The organism is Yersinia sp. J1, assembly GCF_050586585.1.
GTDB classification, from domain to species: Bacteria; Pseudomonadota; Gammaproteobacteria; order Enterobacterales; family Enterobacteriaceae; genus Yersinia; species Yersinia entomophaga.
Genome location: NZ_JBOBDP010000014.1, coordinates 17470 through 36103, shown reverse-complemented (window position 1 = coordinate 36103; position 18634 = coordinate 17470). Strand labels below are relative to the sequence as shown.

Below are 18634 nucleotides of genomic sequence, written 5' to 3'. Positions count from 1 at the left end.
ATTCACTCACTTTCGGACAGTATGGCTGACTAGTGTACGAAACCGACCGGTTTCGGTCAGTGTAAAGTGATAACAAAAATAAACTATATGCAGAGGAAGCATCTATGCCACGGAGACAAATACTCAGCAGTGAAGAAAAAGAACGCTTGTTGGTTGTGCCGGATGATGACGTTCTTCTGACGCGCATGTGCTTTTTGAGTGAACATGACCTCGCGCTTATTAATAAACACCGCAGACCTGCAAACCGTCTGGGCTTTACTGTTTTACTCTGCTATTTGCGAGGGCCAGGGTTTCCTCCCGACAAAAATATCTCCCCTCACGACGGAGTTGTTTCCCGACTGGCGGCTCATTTGAAACTTCAGCCTGATTTGTGGGCCGAGTATGCATCAAGAGAAGTCACTCGCTGGGAGCATCTGGCTGAACTCTACCGCTACCTGGAATTATCTCCCTTCAACCGGGCGCTACAAAAAACCTGCATTCGCCACCTTTATTCCCATGCCATGCGGACAGACAGAGGCTTTTTGCTTGCGGAGGAAATGCTCTCCTGGCTCCACCTAAATAAAGTGATTTTCCCTTCTGTTGATGTTATCGAGCGAACACTGGCCGAAGCAACAACGCTTGCAGACAGGGCCGTCTTTTCTGCGCTTACCGCGCAGCTTGAGCCGGGACATAAAGCGATGCTGGACCGTCTGCTGGTCTCTGAGGGTGAGAAAACTTCACGGCTGGCCTGGCTGCTCCAGCCTCCAGGAAAAATTAATGGTAAAAATGTCCTGCAACATATCGACCGATTAAATTCGATTGAGTCACTGCCTGACGGCATTGCGCTTTCCGTTCACCAGAACCGGCTCCTGAAACTCGCACGTGAAGGCAGGAAAATGAGTAGCCGTGACCTGGCAAAATTTACTGATGTTCGCCGTTATGCCTCGCTGGTTTGTGTTATATCGGAAGCCAGGGCCACCCTGACAGACGAAGTTATTGAGCTGCACGAGCGTATTCTGGGCAGTCTGTTCAGCAGGGCAAAACGCACGCAGGCCGAACGACTCCAGCAAACGGGAAAGCTGATTCAAAGTAAGCTGAAGCAATACGTTACCGTCGGGCAGGCATTGCTTAACGCCAGAGAGTCCGGAGAAGATCCCTGGGCTGCAATAGAAGACGTCCTTCCCTGGCAGGAATTCATCAACAGCGTGGAAGAGACGCGGTTCCTGTCACGTAAGGACAACTTCGACCCGTTGCATCTGATCACAGAAAAATACAGTACGCTGCGTAAATACGCCCCCCGGATGCTGGCCGCGTTGCAGTTCATTGCTGCACCCGCCGCAATGCAACTCAGTGACGCGCTGGATACCGTCAGAGAGATGTATCGAAAGCAACTCCGAAAAGTACCGCCTTCTGCGCCAACCGGGTTCATCCCGGAAAGCTGGAGAAAAGTGGTGATCACATCCTCCGGCATTGATCGAAAATATTACGAATTTTGCGTGCTGAATGAACTGAAGGGAGCCCTGCGTTCTGGTGATATCTGGGTAAAGGGATCGCGTCGCTACCGGAACTTTGATGATTATCTGATCCCATCCGGCGATTTTGAAAAATCACTCCGGGATAACCAATTATCCCTAGCTATCCCGACCAATTGTCATGAGTACATAAAGAGCCGTATGACGCTTCTGGCATCGCGCCTGGAGGAAGTGAATGCGATGGCGCTGGTCGGTGATTTGCCCGATGTTGATATATCGGATAAAGGCGTGAAAATTACCCCGCTGGACAACAGTGTCCCTTCAGCAGTATCCCCGTTTGCCGATCTGGTTTATGGCATGCTGCCTCACCCTAAAATTACTGAAATGCTAGATGAAGTGGACGGCTGGACCGGTTTTACCCGCCATTTCACCCATCTCAAAAATCATCACGTCAGACCTAAAGACAGAAAATTGTTACTGACCACCATCCTGGCCGATGGCATCAATCTTGGGCTGACAAAAATGGCTGAATCCTGTCCGGGAACGACCAAATCGTCCCTTGAGGGTATACAGGCCTGGTATATCAGAGATGAAACCTATTCAGCCGCGCTGGCCGAACTGGTCAATGCTCAGAAAGAACGGCCTTTGGCGGCATTCTGGGGTGATGGGACAACCTCCTCGTCTGATGGACAGAACTTTCGGGTGGGCAGTCATGGGCGTTACGCGGGTCAGGTCAATCTGAAATACGGTCAGGAGCCAGGCGTGCAGATTTATACGCATATTTCGGACCAGTACAGCCCGTTTTACAGCAAAGTCATCAGCCGTGTGCGCGACTCTACTCACGTACTTGACGGCTTGCTGTATCACGAAAGTGATCTGGAAATCACAGAGCATTACACCGACACCGCAGGTTTCACTGAGCATGTTTTCGCGCTGATGCATCTGCTCGGATTCGCTTTTGCGCCAAGGATCCGGGATCTTCATGACAAGCGGCTGTTTATTCATGGAAAGGCCGAGTTGTATCCGGGGCTTCAGTCAATCATCTCCACAACCCGCCTGAATCTAAAGGACATTGAAACTCACTGGAGTGAGGTGCTACGTCTGGCGAGTTCTGTAAAGCAGGGAACGGTGACGGCATCGCTGATGATGAAAAAGCTGGCCAGTTACCCTAAACAAAATGGTCTGGCAAAAGCGCTGAGGGAAATTGGTCGCATCGAAAGGTCATTGTTTATGCTGGACTGGTTCCGGGATCCTTTCCTGCGTCGACGCGTACAGGCAGGGCTGAATAAAGGTGAGGCACGCAATGCCCTTGCGCGCGCAGTCTTTATGCACCGACTGGGGGAAATCAGAGATCGGGGACTGGAAAACCAGAGCTACCGGGCCAGTGGGCTGACGTTGCTGACTGCGGCAATTTCACTCTGGAATACGGTATATATAGAAAGAGCCATCGATTCTCTAAAGCGAAAAGGGATCCCATTCAATGACCAGCTGATTTCTCATCTGTCCCCGCTGGGATGGGAACACATCAACCTGAGTGGAGATTACGTCTGGCGAACAAACCTCAAGCTGGGACAGGGGAAATACCGTTCATTACGCTCAGTTGACAGCAGTTTGTACAAAAAACAGGCTTAGCGTAGGATATTTTCCGTTTTCCAAGCGGACCCCGACTTTCACCGCACTCCGCTCAAGCCTCTCAAAGGCAATTATTGTTACCCGGCAAACTTCTCATAACGCGGTTTCCAGCGACATATGCCAGCTGTTTCGGCTTTTGTCCCTATTTTCCTTACGTGAACTCCAGTAACTGGCGAATGTCGGATCATAAGGTGTTGCCTCACAGCGGATTTTGGTATGTCGTTTTAGGGGTTTGAGGTCCAATGGTGCGAAAACCTACGTTAAGTATATTTTGTATACTAATAAAAAAATACTTTTATTGGAGGCCAGTATGGATACAGTTAAACTTTTTATAAGTGCCGTTCTAAACCCGCCATCCTTCAATGATTGGCAGTCGATGAGCAGCATCATAGATATGATTGTGACGGGCTTTGCCTTTTTGTTTCGTGAGGTTTCGATATTCTCCCTTGTCGTTGCCGCTGTTATCATTGTTGCATTTGTTGTTACCCTCACTGCCCAGAAAATTAAATCTTTCTGGGCAGTGAGGTAATTCTGCCCATTTCTGGCATTTCGTTACCTAAATATACCAGCGAGTTAGGTGACGAAATATCTGGCTTACAATCCCAAAACGTAAGTTTCTGTTAAAATTCTCTAAGGAGAGCATAAGCCGGAACCGTCGATATTTATGGGCCGTAGTCTTGAGGTATATTAGTTAAGTTCACTGTTATATCTACCGCGGCCATAGCTGTACAAGGGCCGCGAAAGTGTATTTTCCTAGAGCCGTTGACGCTAACTATTTAGTCAGATGTCGCATTTTGCAACTTCGCTCCCACTAGGCCAATCCCCCCGCCCTGCACAATGATTGCACTGAGCGGGTAGATTGGTTATAATATAAGCGCAGGTGAAAGTTGCAGCTCTCACCTGCTAATCTAATTACTTGATTAGATTACGGATAGATAAAATGTGTTTACATAAAGTGTGTAATAACCTTTTTGAAACAACACTGGCTAGTAGTGGAGAAAATCCACATTTCGCTATTAGCCAACCTTTCCATACTGGTAGTACATAGAAAAACCCCACAGCAATACAAACTAAGTAAAAGCACATTACCAATAGTAGTAAGCACGTAGTCCAATACCTCTCTTCTTGGTAAGTTGTTTTTATATTACTCCCATACGAACATATATGACCTAAAACGTTTACTACGTCGCTGATAGTAATTGAAAATAAAACCGCAGTATCTTTGATGGTAGAGATAAGACCATTGAGTACAGAGATATAATATGGCATTAGCTATGAATTCCTCTTGTTTAGATAAATGAAAGTTTTTGTTTGAATAAATTATTTTCATAATTGCAACTCACTGTGTAGTGATTAAAAAAATGACAAAGAGAACCCGCCGCCATAATATTGAAGCGTCATAGATTTCTTGTTTTTAGATAGAACTGCCGATAATACTTTATATAATACTGTTCATTTGCTTCTCCTTTTTCGGGTAAGGGGCTATCTTGCCAAATTCAGATAATAGTTCGCCGCCAAAAAGAATGATTCATTCTTAAAGTGGGAGGGCTATCAACTGGGATGTATAACAATTCTTGGAAAGGAACAGGAAGTGTTATTGGAAGAATTTGTGCATTTGCTTTCTTCTATTGTTTTTATAGTATATTATAAACACTACAAAGTAAAGAAATATGAATGTAATCCTGTTAGGTAAATTATAGCACAGCTAACAATGGTTGCATTGTGCAAAAAGTGCTATTTATATGATATCTCATCCCCCTCTTTTCAGTTGGCTTTACCCCTGGAGTGCCAAATGGCCCAACCTCCCCTATTCCCGCCCTGAATGTCTGCTATAATGCGTTATGTCTCAGTGGCTTGCATACCGCCAGAGGCAGGCAATCGGAGCGTCTCGGGCGCGTTACGCTCCGATTGCCACCCTTTTTTACTTGGCTTTTCCCCCATATAGCGAAAACTCCCAAAACCCGCCGTGACCGATCACCTATTTATTTTCGTTGCTTTCTTCAATAGCCATTTTTGCTTTGTTGACGATCCGTATAACTGTTCTTTCAGATACACCAGTGAGCCTTGCTGTATCCCTGATACTTTGGCCATTTTTGATGCGCAGCTCTATTATTTTCTCATGCAAAAGGCGATCTGCTTGTCGTCCCTTAAATTTCCCCGCCGCTTTGGCTTTGGTTATCCCCTCTTCCTGGCGCCGACGTCGATCGCTGTAATCTTTACGTGCGATAGCGGCCAACATATCCAACATCATGCCATTGATGGCTTTCAGCATGGCAAGAGTGAATTCATCAGGTGCATTCGGAGTTAGTGCCATGTGACTTGTGGGTAAATCCAGGCTAACAAGGGGTTTGAGGGCCAATGATGTAAAAAACCACGCTAAGGAGATAATTCATTGTTTATATTGAGATTTAATGGCCTCAGTTCCCCCTTCATAATATCCTCCGGTAGTGTGAACGTATAATGTCCCAGCATGTTGATATGACCGTGCATCAGAGGCGAAAGCCGCGCGATATGTTCATCTTCTGGCCCTTCCCCGATGCTGCGCAGGTGCGACAAGGCTTCCTGCATATAAAGCGTATTCCACAGCACCACTGCGTTTGTCACCAGACCCAGCGCACCCAACTGATCTTCCTGCCCCTCGCGGTAACGTTTTCTGATCTCGCCACGCTGACCGTAGCAGATGGCTCTTGCAACGGCATGGCGGCCTTCACCCCGGTTCAACTGTGTTAGGATCCGGCGGCGATAGTCCTCATCATCAATATAGTTGAGAAGATACAGTGTCTTGTTAACTCTTCCGACCTCCATTATTGCCTGAGCAAGCCCTGACGGTCGGGTACTTCTCAATAGCGAACGAATGAGTTCTGACGCATGAATAGTGCCCAGCTTCAGCGAACCGGCAACCCGCATCATCTCATCCCAGTGGCTTTCGATTTTAGAAAGGTCAACACAACCCCGCGCCAGTTTGTCCAACGCCCCGTAATTCGCTGCTTTGTCGGCCCGCCAGAACACAGCCTCACCCGCATCCGCCAGACGAGGTGAAAATTGGTATCCCAGTAGCCAGAACAGGCCAAAGATAATGTCACTGGTACCTGCAGTGTCCGTCATGATTTCAACCGGGTTTAGTCCCGTTTGTTGCTCAAGTAGCCCTTCCAGCACAAAGATGGAATCCCGCAGTGTTCCAGGGATCACTATGCCATGAAAACCCGAATATTGGTCAGAGACAAAGTTGTACCAGGTGATGCCGCGCCCTGAACCAAAGTATTTTCTGTTGGGGCCAGAATTCACCGTTTTCACTGGCGTGACAAAACGCATACCATCAGCGGAGGCTACCTCCCCGCCACCCCAGTATCCTGCCAACGCTAACGAGGACTGAAAATCAACCAGCCGCGCATTGGCGCTAACCAGCGTTTCTGCTCGGATGTAGTTCTGTTTCACCCAGCTCAGGCGATGGCGGGTCAGTGCAGGGATATTGTGCTTGATCAGCGGCTCATGTCCGATATTGCAGGCCTCAGCCAGCATCACCGCACACAGGCTTATATGTAGATCCTGCGCACGGGCACCTGACTCGCTGACATGGCTGAATTCACGGGTGAAGCCAGTTCTGGCGTCAATCTCGAGCAACAGTTCTGTCAGGTCAACGGGTGGGAGCAATTGTCTGACTCGGCTGCTCAGTTGTATCAGCGCCGGTGGCTCATCCAATTTATCCAGGCTGCTGATGGTCAGCGAAGGATGTTTACCTTCATTGCAGATGTCCACGGCGGTATTGCGATCAAAACGTGATGCCACCGTTTTCCAGGTTTCATCTAACTGTGCGGTCAATTGCTCCGATGCTTTACTGCCACTAGTGGGGTGACCCAATGCCCGGCAGACTGGAACCCGCTGCGCCTGCCATTCCTCCCCCTGAAGAAGTTTTTGGCGCGGATCACCCCAACGATCGCTGTTTTCCAACCAGATGTCACGACGGCGTAGCGCATCCTGAAGTCGCTCCAGCAGACACAACGAGTAACCTGCTCGCTGTATCCGACCGTCAGCATCGTACACCAGGCGTTTCCAAGGGCCTGAAATGATATGTTCAGGTGCATCGTCCAGGATCCGTTTTTTCGAGCCGTTTAGCTCTGCCAGGTAATGGATGGCAGCCAAGGTATGTTCACCGTCTGGGGCCGCACGGAAATGCAGATCGCGCAGTAGTGCGGGCAAAAAACGCCTTACCCGTCCGTATTGCTCCACCATTTCATCCTGAAAGTTTGTATCCTGGGGGCGGGCCAGTTCATTCACTTTCTCCACGGACTCTGCCAGTCTGGCGACAGATACACTGCTGAATATGGTCTTTCGCAGCAAATCATCGGCGGTATCTTCATCAAGTAAAAGTGCGCATGCCCGCGCCAGCAGCAACGCCGCGCGGTCAAGATCTTTGAGCGTCCTAAGTCGCTTTTTCTGCCCGGTTTTCTTCGCCTCCCGGGTAATATTGAGGATCAGCATATCCAGCACGTCAACGGCCTCGTCCAGCGCCGAGATTTCTTGCGCTTTCACGAATGCGGTAAGGATCGCAAGCCGCCGTTCTTCTGGCATTCTGCTGATATATTTCACCGATGCCATTCCGGCATAGCGTGCCAGATTGCGGATCTGTATGGCGGGCAGCCCAGTGAAATTCAGACAGGCAAATTCCAGGCTGCGCAGGCGAGTGTAACGTTCAAGTGCTTCAGTGAACGCGGGGCCACTGATAGTGACAGGGCCTCTTTTTAGGTGCTCCATCACTGAGAGTCGCTGTCCTTCGGGGATTTCAAGTAACCCAGCCAGTTGTGCGGTCTGCCAACGGTTTGGCAGCGCGGCCAATTTTCGCCACAAGCGGCGGGTCGCACGCTCACGGATTTCACCAATGACTCTCGTCAGGGTGGATGCGGCTGGCAACAACACTTTATTTTGAAGCAACCACGCTGTGGCAAAATCGAACATCAGTCCGGGGCGTTCATTACTGAGCCATGCACGGGTATACAGCAATCGCTTCAGTCTGAACGACCACGGGAAATCACCGAAATCATGATAGCTATAGTACTGCCTGATAAGCCCGTGGTGCTCCCAACGTGTGTTTTCCCTTTGAGCATAGCGGGAAATGATCTCTGGATAGCGGATGTTAAGTTGCCTTGCGACATAAAACTGGACACCGGACGGTATTTGCATGAGATCGGACAAGAAGGTTCCCAGAAAGCGGGCAGTTGTGAGTTGAAGGGCAATTCCCAACCGGTTATGCCTGCCCCTACGCAGGTTGATGAAAGTAAGGTCTCGCTCATCAAGATGAAAATACCGTGCCAGTTGGATCTCGTTTGGCTCTGCGGCATAACGCCCGTAGTTCTGTGTCTGTTTGTCGGTCAGAAAATCAGCAGCCATCACGCATCCTTTCGTTATTTATTGATCCGTATTATTTTGGCGGTATCAGATATTATGATATTTGATACCTGTCTAAAACAGTTCGAAAGTAGGTTTCAAAAGTCGCATTTCGTGCATTATGATACCACGCAGTATCAAAAACGATAAGTGAGACCAAAAATGGCATTACTGGGGTATGCACGGGTATCAACCAGCCATCAAAAATTGACGCATCAGATTATGGAGCTGAAAAGTGCTGGTATCCGCGAGGATCGCATTTTTACAGATATGATGACGGGTGCAACGGATGAGCGAGAGGGGTTACAGCGCTTGTTGGCCCGTGCAGAGAAAGATGACGTCATTATCTGCACAAAAATGGATCGTCTTGGACGTAACACCGCCGACATGATCCGTGTTGTTGATGGCTGCTACAAAAAAGGGATAGCAATCCGCTTCCTGGAGAATGGCCTCAGTACCGAAGGTACTATGGGGAAAATGGTTATCCAGATCCTAGCTGCAGTGGCAGAAGCTGAGCGTGAACGCATCCTGGAACGGACTAATGACGGTAGAATAGTAGCATTGGCAGCAGGCGTAAAATTTGGAAGAAAAATTCATCCCCGGACACCGGCAGCTCTGACCTTGATTTTGCAGGGTGAAACGGTGAACAGTGTGACAGAAAAAACAGGAGTTTCTCGAGCGACCTACTTTCGGCTGAAAAGAAAAATAAAAAACGATGTTAAAAATGAACAACTTTCTCATTAAAATTCAAAGTGATATGACGTGAAAGTGGGTCTTTTGGAGGAAATGATCGCTGCCCCCCTTTAGGAAAATAATAGGTTATTGTCATATACCCTCATCTTGCTGAGTAAAAATATTATCCATCAGGGTTTGGCACAGCGAGATAGCCTTGACGAAGTCTAGCTGGTTGACGGCCTCACTGAGCGGCAGTAATTGTCCACTAAGTTGCTGACTAAACGTCACCATTAACTTATTCATCACTTCTAGTGCAGCCATATCGGAGTTTTGTAATAGCAACATCAAGCTGTCAAGTTCTGGCCTAATGGGTTGCTTACTCGGGGGTATTGCCGGTAAATCATTAGGCGCATCTACCGATAATATCGATATTATGGCGATTATCCCCGACTCGGTGGCCGACACTTTATGTCGAATTTCATTCAGTAGTCGGTTAAGCGTATCTGGTGTTGGTATCACGCTATTATTGAGTAACGCTTCACCCTGACCTGCAATCAAGGAAAGCTCAGTAGCTCCCAGTTGTGCGGCCAATCCTTTGATGGTATGCAACAAACGGGAAGCGGACACATTGTCACCCTTATCCATCAACGTATTTAATTGAGCAGGGAAATTAGACAAATCGGTGCTGAGCAGCGATAGCATTTTTTGGTACAGTTTTATATCGCCCCCTAATCGATTAAGAGCGGCATCAACGTCAATGCCTGCCGCAGCCGCGACATTGTTCAATTCAATAGATAACGAAGACGGTGTTTTGTGGCTAACCGTCGCGGCAACATCAGCTTGCCCACTGTATTTTCGTATGACGTGTATCAGATTATTCAAGTCAAAAGGTTTACCAATATGGTCATTCATTCCAGCAGCCAGGCAGGCGTCACGATCGGATACCATCGCATTGGCCGTCATGGCTATAATCGGTAAATCCTTCAGACCGAGACTTTCACGAATATACTGTGTTGCATTAAATCCATCCATGACCGGCATTTGTAAATCCATCAAGACCAGATCAAATGAAGACGCGTTATGCGCTAATATTTCAATCGCTTCTTTACCGTGATTGGCAATACGGACCTCCGCCCCTTCATCCTCCAGCAGCTCACGGGCTATCTGCTGATTATTCAAGTTATCTTCAACAATTAACAGTCTTATACGGGACAACCGGTGTGAAGATTTGGCTATTGCCGGTTTCACAACATCAGGGTGTTTGCGTTCATTTAATGCATCGATCACGGAATCCAACAACATCGATGCCGTGATCGGCTTAACCAGATAACCGTCCAGTAATGCCTGATCTTCTTCGCTGCGCTGTAATAGCATTTCACGATCATGGGCGGTTACCATGACAATCATAGGGCCGTTATCGACTGGCATTAGTTCACGCACACATTTACTGGTCTGCCAACCATCTAAGCCAGGCATTTGCCAGTCAATAAAGAGCGCCCCGTAGGTAATACCCCTATCACGCTGTTGTCTCATCAATTGCAATGCATCATTGCCACTGGTTGCGACATCAACGGTCCATTTTAGTGATTCCCCCATCTGTTTGATCAGGTCACAGGCCGTCGGATTATCATCAACAACCAAGACACGCAAATTGTTCAACGCCTGTGCTCTGCTTACCAACGTGTCTGGTATTTCATTATTAATAACCAGATTGGTATCAGAAGGCAGCGACAGCGTTAGGGTAAAATGAAATAGACTCCCCTGACCAGGTTGACTTTCTAAGGTGAGCGTCCCACCCATCAATGCAACAAAGCGCTGGCTTATTACTAGCCCTAATCCTGTGCCACCAAATCGGCGCGTTGTAGAGGCTTCTGCTTGTGTAAAACCACTAAAAATACTTTCCTGGTTCTCTGGTGCGATGCCAATCCCGGTATCGCGCACCCCAAAATGTAATGTCACATAATGGCTATTCTGCGTGATAACCTTGATGAAAAGCACCACCTCACCAAGTTCGGTGAACTTCAGTGCATTGCCCCCCAGATTGGTTAATATCTGCTGGAGTCGCATGCTATCGCCTTCAACAAACTGGGGTAGTGAAGGGTCAATATCAAATAAGACCTCAACCTTTTTAACCTTCAGATAGCTCGATAAGATAACCGCCAAATCACGCAACATCACATGAATATCAAACGGGATACATTCCAGTTCCATTTTACCGGATTCGATTTTGGAGAAGTCCAGGATATCGTTCAGCAAGCGCAGCAAGGTGCGCGTGGCGGCTTCACTTTTAACCGCATAATCAGCTTGTTTCCTATCAAGACCCGTCCTACGCAGCAATGTCAGCATGCCAAGGATGGCATTCATCGGGGTCCGTAGCTCATGACTCATATTGGCCAAAAATGCAGATTTGGCCTTATTGGCTTCTTCAGCAGCTTCTCTTGCTGTTTTCAGGATATTCTCGGCCTCGCGTTGTTGAGTAATATCCCGATTAATCCCCATCATCAACATTACTTTGCCACTTTCATCCCGTTCAACCGTTCCAGTTGATTGAATAAAGTGGACTTCATTTCTCACCACAATACGGAAAACCTGACGATAGACACTTTCATTTTCTAACGCCGCTTTTATTGCACTTTTAACATCGGAAATATCCTCTGGATGCACAAGGCTATACCAATACGCCAACGGGATAGGGGTATTATGTAATTCCTCAGGGACCCCATAGATATCATTCATCCGATCATCGAAAGAAAGTGTGCCGTCTGGAATGTTCCAGGTCCAAATACCTAACTCAGCAACATCCGCCGCTCTGACTAATTGATTTCGAGCAATAATCAGATTGGCTTGCTGATTTTTATTCGCTGTAATATCAACTTGAATGGAAATATATCGCTCAATCTGGCCAGTACTATTGTTAAACGGAGCAATCGTGGTATCGACCCAATATAAAGAGCCATCTTTAGCTTTATTACAGATTTCCCCCCGCCACGAGATCCCATTAGCAATGTTATGCCACATCGACTGCCAAAAATTAGTCGAATGTGTATGAGAATCAACTAATCGGTAAGTCTGCCCTATCAGTTCTTCGCGACTGTAACCACTGATAGTACAAAAGGCGTCATTAATATCTGTCATTATCCCATCCCGGTCTGCGGTAGAGATAATACCGTGTAAATTAAGCGTACTGAGTAAGGCATTATTTTCACGTAAGGCCGCTTCAAGACGTTGATAAGTCGCTTTACGTTCACTGATATCCGACTCAATAGCCATAAAGCCGATAAGTTCATTCTTATCGTTATGACGCGGTTGAATCTCCAGCTCAATCCAATACTCTCTACCTGACTTTGTGCGATTGACTATTTCGCCTTTAAATGACTCTCCAGCATCTAACGCAATTCTCATCTCCCTTGCTACACCCTGGTCTGTATTACTGCATTGCAGTAATTTCCCTGGCGACTTGCCCAATATCTCGGCTAGACTGTATCCGGTAATACGTTCAAAACCCTCGTTAACCCAGACAATTTTACGGTTTACATCGGTAATAACGACGGCGTTAGAGGTATTTTTGGCCACTAAAGCCAGACGTTCAAGATCTGCAGTCATATTCCGCGCCAGCCTCTCTGCCCGATCACGCCCACTGGCTTGCTGGCGAATAAGTAAAGCCAATGCCGAACTGAGCAAAAGACCAAAAGCAAATAATAGCCAGGGGACATAACGCCCTATCTGTGCTTCAAATGTCGGTGTACTGCTGATCCGCAGTGTCATGTCACGGCCCGGCAGTCGTAATACATTGGTACTATTGAATATCCTCGCAGATATGACTTTATCGCTATGCTCTTCTGTAGGGACAAAATTAGCGGATTTGCTACCATCCGCATCAAAGACCAAATTTTTATCAGACAAGTCGTTGATACTATCAAACAGTTCAACATCCACTCGCCCACTCATAAACTCAGGAATATCACTTAATAATTCTGCAATGGCGATAGGTGAATAGAGAATACCCACTAACGACGCTTGTCTTTCCGCTGGGGTGGTAGGATTTGAGCCATAGATATAAACAGGAACAAAAAGCAGTACCCCGGGAGTGTTAACGTTAGCCTGAACAAGATGAATAGAGCCAGAAAGAGTAGGCTTACCACTGTTTATTGCCGACAGTACGGCTGCGCGTCGTACCGGTTCAGAACCCACATCGAATCCTTCCGCACCTTGGTTTCCTTCTGATGGCTCTATATATTTAATAATATACAAATCATCATGCTGTTTATCCTGCAATTGTCGTAGAGCGAAGTTTGGTGCGCTGTCAGCACGGGTATCAGCCATAAAGGAATTTAACTGGTTGCGTTGCACCCGCTGAATAAAACCAAATCCCCTCACACCAGGAAACTCCACCGGCAAATTACGCGAGGCGACATAAGCATGAAATTGTTCACGGGTTAAATCACTGCTGGCTGCATAAGTTCCTTTTGCGCCATTCAGTCCATATATTGGGAGATTGAAACGCCGCTCAACTTCTCCAGAAACTCTGTCAACATTACGTTGAAAATCGACTTTGGCATTGGCTTCAATTTCGTTATAAAGCCACCATGCTCCCGCACCTGAAATAGCTAATCCAACAATGAAAATAACCAGTGGTAGCAAAACATTTTGTTGTAACTTAAATGAAAGCCAGGATGAGGACGATTGCTGCGTATGGACATTGAATGGAGAAGGATTCATATAATATTTAAAGCCTTATAGTCATCATTGGCTCAAGCATAGGATCGCTATGTGATTTAATACAGTATAAGGCCATTTTATCGGTTATATGCAGAGTAACAGGATGTTGCCAATCGCTGAGACTGGTCATCTTGCTCCGTCGCCGTACTGCCGTTGAGACCCGATATGTCACGGTAAACACAACGCCCACAGTTTAAAAAGTGGGCCTTATGGGTCACTTGCGCTTCATCTATTATACGCAAATCCGCATTCTTACGGGCTGAAGGGGTTTTTGCATAGCCGCCTTTCCTGAAAACATGTGGTTCTGCTCATAATGTAAGCCCGCCATTTGCCAGCGTCTCAGAAACTCTTCAATGACGTCGGGATGGCTGCCCAAGTGCAGTCGAACAAACGGGATTTTCTCCGCTTGATATTGGTTGAACAGGGATGCAGAAACCAGTGTCCCTGTGGCGTAGAACAGATCATCCCGGAACTTATCAATATGACTCAACGATCCCTGATATACCTTCGGGATTTTGATCAACATGTAAGATGTCGATGGCCCGATGCATACACCATCATCCGGCCATCCCAGGGTTTCTTTGAGGTACGTTTGAACGAGCGCCTTCTGGCGAGCATAAAACAAGCCAGTTTCAATGGTCCAATCGGCTGCATCTGGCGTTTCAAGCCACGCACACATGATCTCGGCGTTGTGGGTATTCGTATGATAACGATTCACCCACGATTCCCGATTGAGTTGTCGTAACAACTTGGGTGATGTGGTGATCGCGGCAACGCCCATGGTATTGCAACTGAATTGTTTGCCGAACGGCCTGGTGGCCACCCATCGGTCGAACATCCCTGACTCAACAAGCGTATTCACGCCGCCAGGGTGGTCAAAACAATCGAGGAGCGATTTAAGATGATTAACAACAGGCACACGTGGATCGTGTACACAATAATAGGCATCGTCCAACAGCAGATAAGCGTCTTCTTGTAAGCACAGGTTTAATAAATATTGGGTGACCGTGGTTGGCCACTGCTTTCCTGTGGGGTTGTGCTGTGGGTTTGATACGGCGAAAGCAATATGCTTGCCAGAAGCACAAAGCTCATCAACGATATGAGTCCATTGTTCAAGGTCTGGAAGCCAACTGTTATCTGGCTCGATAGGTAAGTAGGCAATGTCAAAGCCGACATCTTTGAGAATTCCACGGTAATCCCAGCCAGGGGTAGGAACAAGCGCAACCGGCGACTGGTGGGGATATTTCTCACGCGCATGACGCATAGCCACCTTGGCCAGATCGTACATCGCAAGCCTTGTGGTCGTCGTAAAGCAACCCACATCGATATCTAACTCACGGGAGGGGCGGCGGTCAGTCAGGTTATGCTCGGCCATAATAAGTTGCCGCATGAAATCGCGGTGTTTCTGTATCCCATAACCGCATTCTGCATACCCCATTTGCGCCCGCGACAGAGTGAACGTATTAATAAATTCAAGGAATTTTGGTGATACTCCATTCCAGTGTTCACCTTTAGCCGCATACAAAACCGGTCCATGCGGCGCATTCGCATTTTGGTATTCGCGATATAGCATCTGTTCTGGCGAGCATTGTCGTAGTTCATCTGAATCATTTTTCAGATGGGCTTCAGCGCCTTCGATATGACTGCGCACGTGGGATGTATAGTCTGGAAAGTTGAACCTATCAACTGTTTTTGTAGAACGGATCATAGGAGTACCTTGTATAGGGTAAAGAGAAACTCAGCTAAATCATCTAAAGTGTAGATGCGAATCTTGCTCACAACGTTACAACCCGCCCTATTGAGTGACGCCCTAAACGATGCAGCAGTCCGTAAACGGTGCACAATTAGCTGATAGTATAAGTTCCTTTACCTACGGTTCTCGCGCGATACATTGTGGCGTAAGCCTTTGTTAACAGTGCCTTTGTTAACAGTGCCTTCGTTGTTATCTTTCCATCTGGGGAGATTACCGCGATTAGCTGACATAATTTATCTTGATAGGCGAGACGATTAACCTGCATTTTGCTGTGAAGTAAAATATTTATATCGGTAATCCCACTACAAGCATCCTATCCCGTAGCTCTGTTTTGTCGCATTAACAGAGCGAGGTCGGCAAAATAGGTGTTCTGTGTACATTTCCCCGAAAAGTGCCATCTGAAAGTAAATATTTAAGCTATATCATATAGTTGACTATATTTTTTTGAGTTTTAACTAAATGGTCAAATTAAACATACAAAAAGTGTCTACAAAATCGAATATTAGACACTAATGTGCATTAAATGCCGTTTTTCGATTTAAAAGACGCTGTTTTAGGAATGGTTTCAGATGTGAAATATATTTTTATATTCCAGACAGTTACCAATTTTACTTATATTCACATTCTTAAACCGTTGGGTCGGTAAGGTAATTATCTGTTTTCAGAGTATTTATAACTATTAATGTATTGATAAATATATGCTTTTAAGCTGCAAGTGGCGTATCTCGGGGGAATGTGCACACAACCCCTATCAATATGTTAGGTCATTACTCATTCACCTTGTCTGAAAATGTGATGGAAGGTGATCTAAGGCCTTTAAATCAACAGTTTAACGAATATATAGACGCTTAGCGTAGGTTTTCGCCCCATTGGACCTCGAACCCCAACAACGACCAGTCTTTTTTCCTGGATAAGATGTTTTAGTTTCTGCCATCCATCTTCATCCAGTCGGGAGAGTCGGTCGACCTGTTCGATAAGAATAATATCACCAGGTGCCGCATCATCGAGCAGCCGTAACAGTTCTGGCCGCTGGAGTGACGCCCCGGACACATTCTCGGTGTACCAACTGGCCATCCGAAAACCTTTCTCTTCCACAAAGGCTTTCATGCGATTTTTTGCCCGTAGCGCATCTTGTTCTTTGGTTGAGGCGCGGAGATAGCCGTGAATGTACATTTTTTACCCACAAGTGACGTTTAGGTGATGATCATAATGTACATGACAGATAGATGATGATCCAATGGGGAAATGCCCCTAATTTCATCTATGACATTAGGGTATACCACAATGTTACAGGCTGGCGCGCTCGCCGGGCTTGCCCAACCCCTAGTCTGCTCAAAAACGAGTTTTGAACAGACTAGGGGTTTTGTATTACGGTCACTAAAAATAAATACGATCACCAGAATTATTTTCTGAACACTTTTTTCGATAGTGCCGAAATGTCCAGGATGGATAGTTTTTTTGTACATTCTTGGTGCGTGATTGAAGGTGCTAGAACGAGGCATGGACTGAACTGGACAGAATCACCGGAACGTCCAAGATGGTATGCAGAACTGCTGGAGTGGATGGCTTTTGCTTTAATCTGGTTCAGATTGGTCGATGTCTGGTTGTTTCTGGTTCCTGACCCCTGAAAATTGGCACAATGGACAGAATGACCTGAACGTCCCGGTTAGCAGGAAAAGCCGCAGCGCGGCTTATTCTGGCTTGATTAACTGGTTTACATCCTGCGTCACCGTAATTGTCTTTTTACCGTAATCCCGCATTTGACGCGCCATGTTACGCTCTTGTTCTGTGTAGTCATAAGACCCCTCATAATGGCAAACCGTTGCTATGTTTGTTGCCAGTTCTTCTTTTAACGGCTGGCGTTTCGTGTCTGGTCTGGATATATCTGAAGAGTAATAAGCGTATTCCGGTACTTCATTAACTTCGGCAAGGAATCCATTTTCATTAAAAATCATAAAGTATGAACTAAAGCCATGTAGAGTATCTACAAGCAACTCACCGCTAAAATTCATATCAGTGAAAGAACCGTCTTCATTATCTTTCAGCAACCGTCCTTCCTCTGAAATTTCATAAAACAAACAACCAAATTCCAGATCCTTTGTTGTAAATTCCTCCGTGGTAGCCTTGTCTGGAAGTGGTCTTTTTTTAAACCTGATGTTGTTAACAAAACCCATGATATATACCTTGTGTTTGAAGATCGAATTATCTGAGCTGCCATCAGATGCTAATCAATCGCCTAAATAATAAGCGTTGAATATCCTGCTTGTGCGAAAGGATTGCGTGAGCAGTTATCTCGCTGCCATCGACGGAATAAAGCACCCTGTAACCATCCGGTGTGTTGCATTCCCTGTATTTCGCACAGCCAATTTTGAGCAATTCAGGGCAAATTTGACACCCCAGAGGGAAATCGCTCACCCTGTTTTCAAAGTGCTCAATAATGGCGGTTATCACCTCTTTCGGCTCTACCTCGACTCGACGTAAATGGCTGACTATATCCTCGATGCATATCCTGACCGTTTTCGTGTACTGAATGGTTACGTGCATTACAGATTCGCCAGCAGTTGTTCTTTGCTGAATATGTTGCCTTCAGCCTTATCTTTCTCCGAGATGGTCAGCAGTTTAAGAAGCGCTATGGCGCTTTCACGCTCCTGCTGAGCGCCATAGGACTCAATAACATAGGCCGGTACCCCGTTCTGTGTGACCAAAATAGGCTCTGCGAGATCAAGCGCGGCAGCATTTTTCTTCACGTAGCTGATAGTTTCTACTTTCATCATACACCTCACTATCTAATAAAGTCTAAATATAGTCTTTATTTGGTCTTTAAGCAATGGGGGTTATGGCTATAATCAGCACTTTGTCCAGGTGCGCGGGAAATTAAATGAGGAGCATAAAAAAGGCCACGGGGTCGGCTGTTTACTAACAGACACTAAATGTGATTTCGCATGCGAAATCTATTGCGTATCATTATTGATACCTTACAGATTCTCTGTATACTGTTTGTGTTGTCCTGAATGCATGACAA

Annotated in this window: 9 protein-coding genes and 2 pseudogenes; 3 read left to right on the top strand and 8 right to left on the bottom strand. The window is 46.6% G+C overall.

The annotated features are described in order from the left end of the window. Positions 1-104: 104 nt before the first annotated feature. Complete coding sequence (locus ACQ4OC_RS16045) at positions 105-3083, top strand: Tn3 family transposase (protein WP_430971395.1); 2979 nt, start codon at positions 105-107, stop codon at positions 3081-3083. A gap of 310 nt (positions 3084-3393) precedes the next feature. Next, entirely contained in the window at positions 3394-3612 is a 219-nt protein-coding gene (locus ACQ4OC_RS16040; protein WP_120806781.1) for a hypothetical protein, read from the top strand. A gap of 1449 nt (positions 3613-5061) precedes the next feature. On the opposite strand, the pseudogene ACQ4OC_RS16035 reads toward ACQ4OC_RS16040, so the two are convergent. Both ACQ4OC_RS16035 and ACQ4OC_RS16030 read right to left on the bottom strand, forming a co-directional pair. Then, positions 5062-5427: pseudogene (locus tag ACQ4OC_RS16035) on the bottom strand (recombinase family protein); the annotation flags it as partial. Positions 5428-5459: 32 nt separating this feature from the next. After that, positions 5460-8468, bottom strand: coding sequence for a Tn3 family transposase (locus tag ACQ4OC_RS16030; protein WP_430971394.1), 3009 nt, complete (start codon positions 8466-8468; stop codon positions 5460-5462). Between the two features lie 159 nt (positions 8469-8627). On the opposite strand from ACQ4OC_RS16030, the gene ACQ4OC_RS16025 reads away from it, so the two are divergent. Next, positions 8628-9209, top strand: a complete 582-nt coding sequence (locus ACQ4OC_RS16025) for a recombinase family protein (protein ID WP_430971393.1) — start codon at positions 8628-8630, stop codon at positions 9207-9209. Between the two features lie 81 nt (positions 9210-9290). On the opposite strand, the gene ACQ4OC_RS16020 is transcribed toward ACQ4OC_RS16025, so the two are convergent. The 6 genes and pseudogenes from ACQ4OC_RS16020 to ACQ4OC_RS15995 form a co-directional block, all read right to left on the bottom strand. Further along, a complete protein-coding gene (locus ACQ4OC_RS16020) occupies positions 9291-13859 on the bottom strand; it encodes a CHASE domain-containing protein (protein WP_430971392.1) in 4569 nt (1522 codons plus the stop codon). Between the two features lie 232 nt (positions 13860-14091). Continuing rightward, on the bottom strand, positions 14092-15567 hold the full coding sequence (locus ACQ4OC_RS16015; protein WP_430971391.1) for an aminotransferase class I/II-fold pyridoxal phosphate-dependent enzyme: 1476 nt from the start codon (positions 15565-15567) through the stop codon (positions 14092-14094). A 915-nt stretch (positions 15568-16482) separates the two neighbouring features. Then, positions 16483-16785, bottom strand: a pseudogene (locus tag ACQ4OC_RS16010) (recombinase family protein); the annotation flags it as partial. 518 nt (positions 16786-17303) lie between these two features. After that, positions 17304-17786 carry a hypothetical protein gene (locus ACQ4OC_RS16005; RefSeq protein WP_050881794.1) on the bottom strand — a complete coding sequence of 161 codons (483 nt, stop codon included), beginning with the start codon at positions 17784-17786 and terminating at the stop codon, positions 17304-17306. A 43-nt stretch (positions 17787-17829) separates the two neighbouring features. Next, positions 17830-18156 (bottom strand): type II toxin-antitoxin system RelE/ParE family toxin, encoded by a 327-nt coding sequence (locus ACQ4OC_RS16000; RefSeq protein ID WP_430971390.1) that lies wholly within the window; start codon positions 18154-18156, stop codon positions 17830-17832. Next, positions 18156-18383: a type II toxin-antitoxin system Phd/YefM family antitoxin gene (locus ACQ4OC_RS15995; protein ID WP_050881796.1), complete on the bottom strand. Its 228-nt coding sequence runs from the start codon at positions 18381-18383 to the stop codon at positions 18156-18158. Before ACQ4OC_RS15995 ends, ACQ4OC_RS16000 begins: the two co-directional genes overlap by 1 nt. Positions 18384-18634 lie beyond the last annotated feature (251 nt).